Source organism: Oleiphilus sp. HI0061, assembly GCF_001635675.1.
The window spans coordinates 1-7,604 of record NZ_LWFE01001132.1 but is presented as its reverse complement, the minus strand read 5'-3'; the positions used below and the strand labels follow the sequence as shown (position 1 = coordinate 7,604).

Genomic DNA, 7,604 nt, shown 5'->3' with positions numbered 1-7,604 from the left:
TACTCCAACTTTAAAACGACTAGTCAAAGTCCGCTTAAGCCAAGCGGCATCATTAACTGGAAAAGAATATCTTCTACGCTTTACTGAGGACGAAAAGTTTGGTGGCAGCAATGTCATCGAGCAAACGATAACATTCTAGACACCTGGCAGACTCTTATAACGTAAGATGGATTTTACCTAATATGCCACGCTATGCCGGCCTCTCGATTTTTCTCGTTTACTTAGCTGTATGGGAGCATGCTTTTGCAGAGCTCCCTCCAGAACCTGTTGAGTTGGCAGAGGATAATATACTGATCGTACAATTAAGTTACGATCAGCTATTACTCGAAGAATCTCTTTTCGTCTATCAAACACCCGAGAATACATTTATTCCCGTACAAGGGTTGATAGATTCTCTGGATTTTCCTCTAACGCTAAATTTGGATTCGCTGTCGCTTGATGGCTGGTTTATTTCAGAAGACCGAAACTTTTCTCTCGACATCAATCAGAAAAGTGTTTTTCTCAAAGGCGAACGCCAAACCTGGCCAAAAGATTTTCAGTATGCACTTGATGGTTTTGATTTATATATTAATTTAAAAAGCATCGAGCGATGGTTCGACCTCAGCTTACTGCTGGATGTATCGCAACTTGAACTTAAACTATCGTCCTCAAGTCCACTACCAATCGTGACACAAAAGCTGCGAGCCCAGAAAAGAGCCAAGCTAAAGCCACAAGCTAAAGCTCAAACGGCTCACGACTACCTTCCCAATGAATACGACTGGCTTGGTTCCCCTTCGTTTGATATTGAGTTTTCACACAGTGCTGAGCGCTTTGAGAAATATAACGATCTGACGGGCAGGTATGAGGCAGATATCAGCCAATACAGTTCGGCTACTGTTCAGGGTGTCATGGATATTCTGAAACACTCTCTACAAACCAGTTACGTTAACCAAGATGGGGCTCAAGACCTTAGACTTACCTTTAGCAAAGCGGCAAGCGGGCCAGAGCAACGATTATTTCTGGGTATCGATCAATATAAGTTTGGTGACGTAAACAGTCATTCCAGTGCTTTGCTTTCCGGCTCCGTTAGTGGCAGCGGTGTCCACTTAAAGCGCGGTAGCAATGCACTCCAAGAACAAAGCAGTGACCTACTTCTAGAAGGCGATGCACCGCCGGGCTGGGAAGTTGAGCTTTATCGAAATGGCGCTTTAATTGACTTCACAAGCACATCTAGCAATGGCCAATATCGCTTTGACAAAATTTCTACATATTTAGGAGAGAACATCTTTGATATTCGTATCTATGGGCCCCAGGGACAATATCGAAGCGAACAGAAAAAAATCACGGTCGGAGGTCAAATGCTGGCCAAAGGTTTGTGGGACTTTCAACTCTATGCTCTAAATAGAAACCAGCGCCTGCTTAGCCTTGAGGAAGAGGAGCTTGACGAGTCCTCATCTTTTTTTATGTCTGAATTTAACGCAGGGCTTAACGACTATCTCACCATTCAAGGTGCCCTCAGCCGCTTTACCCCCATAGACAACGAGATAGAACATCTCTATACAAGCTTGGGCTTTTTCGCTTCGCTTGGTGGAGGTTTTGGACAATTGAAATATGTCTCTGACCAGCAAAGCGGCCACGCATGGTCACTTGCATACAAGACCCGCTTGCTTAATACCAATATCAACTTTGATTTAGAAAAATATACAGACTTCATTAGTGATAAGAACCCGGATGGGAAACTGGAGCTGGATAGCACACTACGAATCAATGGTCTTTGGGCAGATATCTGGTCACAAGATATATCCTACGACCTGGAGCTTCAACATGCTCAATATGCTAATGCACAGGAACAATGGCAACTTTCTAAACGCTTAAGCACACGCATTGGTCAGACCCAAATTGCCAATCTAATCAATTACTCACACAATAATATAGATGACGTGGAAGACTCTCTTATCACCACGTTAAGCGCAACCAGGCGCTGGCATAGCTGGAGACTCAAGACCGAAGCTAACTATAAAATATTACCGAAAGGTGTTCTGGACTCCATCCAATCGAGTGCCAACTATCAAGCAAGTAAACGGGTAAGTTATCAAGCCTCGTTAGGCTACATTCTATCGGAAGAAGACACATACAGCTTCGACAATATGATCAGCTGGCGTCTGGACAAATACTCGTTTTCTCTTTCTGCCGGATTTGATACACAAGACCATCAAAGTATTGGCTTAAGCATTAGCTCTGCCCTTGCCTACGACAAACCTCATAATAGCCTCTACCTTAGTTCTGAAAGTGTGGCCTCTAGTGCCAGCGTGCTCGCACACACATATTTGGATCACAACAATAACGGTAGGTTTGATGAACAGGACAGCCCTCTTCCAAATATACATTTTAAAGGAAAGAACAGCTGGAGAAACAGCGCCANAAACGAGAAAAATCGAGAGGCCGGCATAGCGTGGCATATTAGGTAAAATCCATCTTACGTTATAAGAGTCTGCCAGGTGTCTAGAATGTTATCGTTTGCTCGATGACATTGCTGCCACCAAACTTTTCGTCCTCAGTAAAGCGTAGAAGATATTCTTTTCCAGTTAATGATGCCGCTTGGCTTAAGCGGACTTTGACTAGTCGTTTTAAAGTTGGAGTATATAAAGCGATACCTCGAATAAAGCCTACGCGGGAGCCAAGTTGCTCACCGTTCTTCTCATATAGTTCCACGTTCCCATAGAGAGAAAAATTTCCTTGGCGATGTAGCGAGAAGTGGAGCTCTTCTACTTGCTCGTTTTGCACGATTGGCTGAATGTCAGAGATGCTTGCCGTGGTCGTAGAAGCGCCTTTTCTAACGATTACGGGGATTGCTAGTTTTAATACTGGCTGAACGGCAAGGTTTAGTTGGATATCTTCATCGTTCTTTGGGGTAGCCGGAGAGTTCGCGTCAGCTTTTTGCGGGATCTGTTTAAGTACCAGGTGAGATAGATATTCCCCTTCTGCCAAACCTTTAGGGCGTCGAGCGGCGACACGAATTGTTTGAGATCCACCGGCAGGAATATCAACTCGGCGAGGGGAGTAACGAATCATATCGCCTGCATAGGGCCCACCTTCTTCTGGGTTTTCTATATCAACGATACTGCCGTCTTCTTTCATATACTTGTGCTCGAAGTATATTTGGTATCGTCCTGCTTTATCATCAGTGTTTAGTAAGTCCAAGCTTGCACTTCTTTCTCTGTCTTGTAACACGATGCGCTGAGGGTTAAGAACAAGTCCGGCAGAGACTTGGAATGAGATGAGTGCGGTAAGTAGAATTAATAATGTATTCTTGAAAAGCCAAAGGCTAGATTTGTTTCGCTGTTTCATGTTGGTTCGTATAACGTTTTCGGTCAGTGTTTGTTAGATGGTTTATTATTGCTGGCGCAATAATAAACCATCTAACAAACAGTTAAATACCGAAAAGCAAAGGTCATAATTGAAGAACTGCAGCAGGCAGAATTACCTTTAGCTTTAATACCTGATGCACGTAAGAAAATAGTCTTAAAGCCAAACGGAAACTTAGCTGCTGCGACCAATGCTGATATTGTCGGCGGTCATGCGGTATCGGGTCACTATAGAATCTCTAGCGATACTGAGCAGTCAATTACGATTGATGTGATGAGTACTGAGGACGATCCTAAGATTGTGCTAAAGAACTTTAAGCTGAAGTATCAGGGCGTCACGTATAAAAAACCTCCCGTTACAGGTTTGCCTTCTCCTGGCAGTGGCGAAGACTTATTTATTGGCTTTACCGTGATATTGAAATCCGGGGCCGGTGAAGGAGAGCGCTTCCTTTCTTACACCATCGATGTAATAGAAGAATAGCTGACTCAGTTTAGGTGATTTGCCCTCTCTATATTATAAGCTCACTGCAATGAGTTTTAAGCCTTTGCTAGGGTCGTTTTCTTTGATCTCTGCACAGCTATCTATGATGGTCATTTCTTTGGTTTCTGGGAAACAGTCGCCCAGTTCATCTTTAAACTGCTGATGTGTAACATGCGGATTGTTGAGACTGACAAGTAAAGTGCCATTCTCGTTCAGGCAATCCTTGCACCAGCCAAGTAGTCGCTTGTAGTCCTGCCAGCCTCGAAAGGCCTTTTTTTGGTAGGGCGGGGGATCGGTAATAATCAAGTCAAAGGGGCCGTAAGAAGAAAATTGTTTGCGTGACTTCAATATATCCCGTTTTACAAAATTCGCTTTACCCTGACTGATTCCGTTGAGATTATGATTACGCTGAGCTGTTCGGAGTGCGCCAGCAGACATATCCATATTAATAACTTTCTTGGCGCCACCTTCTAGGGCAAACAAGGAAAATATGCTGGTATAAGAGAACAGGTTCAACACAGACTTGTCCTGTGCATTTTCTTCAACCCATTGCCAACCTGCACGCATATCCAGGAACACGCCGGTGTTTCGGTTTTTTCCTAGGCTCACATGGTTTTTAAGCTTGTCGCTCAGTTTAGCGGTATGCTCAATCGGGAGTTCACACTCGCTTCGTTGGTAGAGAATAGATGTTTCTAACTCAGGCCAACTGCGTGTTTGTATGATGATCGCTGAAATATACAGATTGTTGTCAAATACTTTTTTGAGACTTGCGGCGATATCATCACTAAGACTTTCTGAAAAGTTTTGCACAAATAAATAGGGCGGGTACCACTCAATATTCAGACTGCTTAGCGCTTCAAAGTATTTACCTCTGCCATGGAAAACGCGAGCCGCTCTATCTTGGTAGCGAGATAGATTGCTAAGTAGTTCTTGTTGAAGAATATCGTTCGTTTGTGCTGACATATAGTGGTTCGTTTTTATCTAGGTTTGAGACTTTGGTGCAAAAAAAGGGGAGTCAAATGACTCCCCTTTCGGTTTAGGCTGCGAATTATGCCACAGACAGACTAGGTTCTGAAGAAACGAACCAATTGTTGCATCTTACTCGCCTGGTCACTCATAGACCTTGACGCAGCGGCAGTTTCTTCAACCAAGGCTGCGTTTTGTTGTGTCATCTCATCCATTTGCGAAATGGCCTGGTTGATCTGTCCAATTCCGTTAGATTGTTCTTTGGCAGCAACATTGACGCTTTCTATACGGCGTGCAACTTGCTCTACGGAGTGGACGATGCCATTTAAGGTTTCACCTGTCTGATTGACTAACATTGAGCCTGACTCGACTTTATTGACACTGTCGCGAATAAGGTCTTTGATCTCTTTCGCGGCACTGGCGGAGCGTTGGGACAAGGTTCGAACTTCACCTGCCACCACTGCAAAACCACGTCCGTGTTCACCTGCCCTTGCGGCTTCCACAGCTGCGTTAAGTGCCAATAAGTTAGTTTGGAAAGCTATCTCATCAATGACGCCGATAATGTCATTAATCTTGTTGCTGGATTCAGAAATTTCTTTCATCGCCTCAACCGCCTGATTAACAACTTGTCCGCCTGACTCGGCTTTCACACGAGCATCGTTAGCTTCGTAGTTTGCATCGTCTGAGTTCTTCTCGCTTTCTTTCACCGTACTGGTAATTTCTTCCATGCTGGCAGCGGTTTCTTCCAGAGAGCTGGCCTGGCTTTCTGTTCGGTTGCTTAGGTCGACGCTGCCTTGTGAGATCTCATTAGCGGACTCATTTACAGAGCTTGATATGCCCATGATTTCACTTAGAACAGAACTCAATTTGCTAAGCGTGGCATTAGCATTGTTAGCGATATTCTCAAAATCACCCTGGTAATTAGTAGAGAGTGCCTGACTCAAATTACCTTCAGCCATTTCTTCAAAGAGCTTGCTCATATCAGAAATGAAGGTGTCGGTATTATCGAGTACGTCATTTAGTCCTGTACTCAATTGCTTGAAGAAGCCTTCCTTACCGGCTATAGCGATTCGCTGAGACAAGTCACCAGCTCTTGCAGCGTTTACGATGTTATCAACTTCTTGCTGAATCATGACCTCATTGGTACGGTCGAACCATTCAACGACTGTTCCGATGCGCTCTTTAGCTTCATTCGCAACGGCATTAACGCGCAACTCCATGTGGCGGCCACCGACTTCGATATGAGCCTGGTGTTCGCCGCTCAAGTTATCAAGCACATTGATTTGATGGTTCGGGTTCTTATGGAATTGGTCAATACTCTGGCCCAATAAGTTATCGGTATCGAAGTTGGGTAGGGCTGATTTAATTGCCGCTTCTGCATTTTTGAGTGTTTTGATGACCGCAGGGTTCATATAGACAATGGTACGATCATAATCGGCGACCATCACATTGGCGCTGACATTCTCCAATGCTTCTTTTAAGCGAGCATTCTCGTTTGCTACGCGTAACTCATTCTCACGTTTTATCAATGCTTCAGTGTTATCCTTCCATTCAACAACTGTACCGACACGGTCACCGGACTCGGTCTTAACCGGGTTGACTGATAGCTCCATATGGCGTCGACCAACTTGAATATTGGCTTTGTGTTGAGCGCTTAGATTCTCTAGTAGCTCTTTCTGATGGCTTGGGTTTTTATGGAAGATATCAATTGATTGCCCAAGTAAATTGTTGGCATCAAACTGTGGAAGTACTTGTTGAATATCTTCTTCCGCGATTTTAAGTGTTTCAAGTACGGCATCATTCATATAGACGATGTTTCGCTCGGCGTCTGCAACCATTACGTTAGCACTTACGTTATCAAGAGCTTGTTTCAGGCGTACATTTTCAGCAGCCTCTTGTCTTTCCTGCGCTTGCTTGGCGAGCATCTCTGTTTCGTCTACCCATTCAACAACAGTACCTAAACGGTTGCCGTTCTCGCTTTCAACAGGGTTGGCAACAATTCTGAAGCTGCGGCCACCGACTTTGGCAGTACTTTCATAGCTTTGCGTTAAGCTGGCTAGTAACTGTCTTTGATGAGCCGGATTCTTGTGGAAAACATCAATATTTACACCCATCAAGTTATCGGCAGAGAACTTAGGTAAGTCTTTGCGAAGGTCTGACTCAGCATCCTTAAACATTTTTTCGACCGCATTATTGAGGTAGATGATGTTAAGGTCATTATCTGCCATCATCAGGTTGGTATTGGCAACTTTCAGGGCGCTAGTCACACGGCTGGTTTCTTCTGCTCGGCGCTCGAATTCGCCAATCAATTCTGTTTGCATGCGATCTAGAGCGCTCATTAGGTCGCTGATTTCATCTTGCTGAGAGCTTTGTTCGATATGAACTCTTTCGCCTTTGGCAACGGCATTGGAAACTTCGACAGCGGTATTGAGGCGAGTAGAAAGAGATTTGGAAAATGCCCAAGCGATATAAGCAACGATAGACAGAATAATGGCAGCAATAATGAATACCGATATGGCAAAGGAGCGAATCATATCCCCTGCAAAAGCATGCGCTTCAGCGTAGTCGACTTCTGATAGCAGTGCGAATCGGCTACCTTCAAACTCTAGAGGACCATAAGCAGAGAGAACTTCTTCGCCTCGGTAGTCTGGAAAGATATCAAAGCCACTTTCGCCCCGTAAGGCTTTCTCTACACCGGGAGTACGGATTTCTTGGAAGCCAATGTTGGTGTTTTTAAGATCAATTTGCTTAAGCGTCTTCTCGTTTACGCCACTCTCTTTAAGCGCGCTTAAGAAGTTCTCTTTGTCTTCAAC

The 7,604-nt window shown here is 44.4% G+C and carries 4 protein-coding genes; 1 reads left to right on the top strand and 3 read right to left on the bottom strand.

The genetic code is table 11. The features are described 5' to 3' along the window. Positions 1-2,481 precede the first annotated feature (2,481 nt). Entirely contained in the window at positions 2,482-3,327 is an 846-nt protein-coding gene (locus A3735_RS16870) for a molecular chaperone (protein WP_068638321.1), read from the bottom strand. A 291-nt stretch (positions 3,328-3,618) separates the two neighbouring features. On the opposite strand from A3735_RS16870, the gene A3735_RS16865 reads away from it, so the two are divergent. Then, positions 3,619-3,825: a hypothetical protein gene (locus A3735_RS16865; protein ID WP_068508080.1), complete on the top strand. Its 207-nt coding sequence runs from the start codon at positions 3,619-3,621 to the stop codon at positions 3,823-3,825. Between the two features lie 33 nt (positions 3,826-3,858). Here A3735_RS16865 and A3735_RS16860 read toward each other — a convergent pair whose 3' ends face one another. Together A3735_RS16860 and A3735_RS16855 are read right to left on the bottom strand one after the other, a co-directional pair. Continuing rightward, positions 3,859-4,788, bottom strand: coding sequence for a class I SAM-dependent methyltransferase (locus A3735_RS16860; RefSeq protein WP_068638319.1), 930 nt, complete (start codon positions 4,786-4,788; stop codon positions 3,859-3,861). Positions 4,789-4,889: 101 nt separating this feature from the next. Beyond that, positions 4,890-7,604 (bottom strand): methyl-accepting chemotaxis protein (locus A3735_RS16855; RefSeq protein WP_068638317.1); only part of this gene is annotated, 2,715 nt, incomplete at its 5' end.

Coding starts and splice junctions, on each gene's coding strand:
- A3735_RS16870 (WP_068638321.1), bottom strand. CDS start 3,327: ATGAAACAGCGAAACAAATCTAGCCTTTGGCTTTTCAAGAATACATTA.
- A3735_RS16865 (WP_068508080.1), top strand. CDS start 3,619: ATGAGTACTGAGGACGATCCTAAGATTGTGCTAAAGAACTTTAAGCTG.
- A3735_RS16860 (WP_068638319.1), bottom strand. CDS start 4,788: ATGTCAGCACAAACGAACGATATTCTTCAACAAGAACTACTTAGCAAT.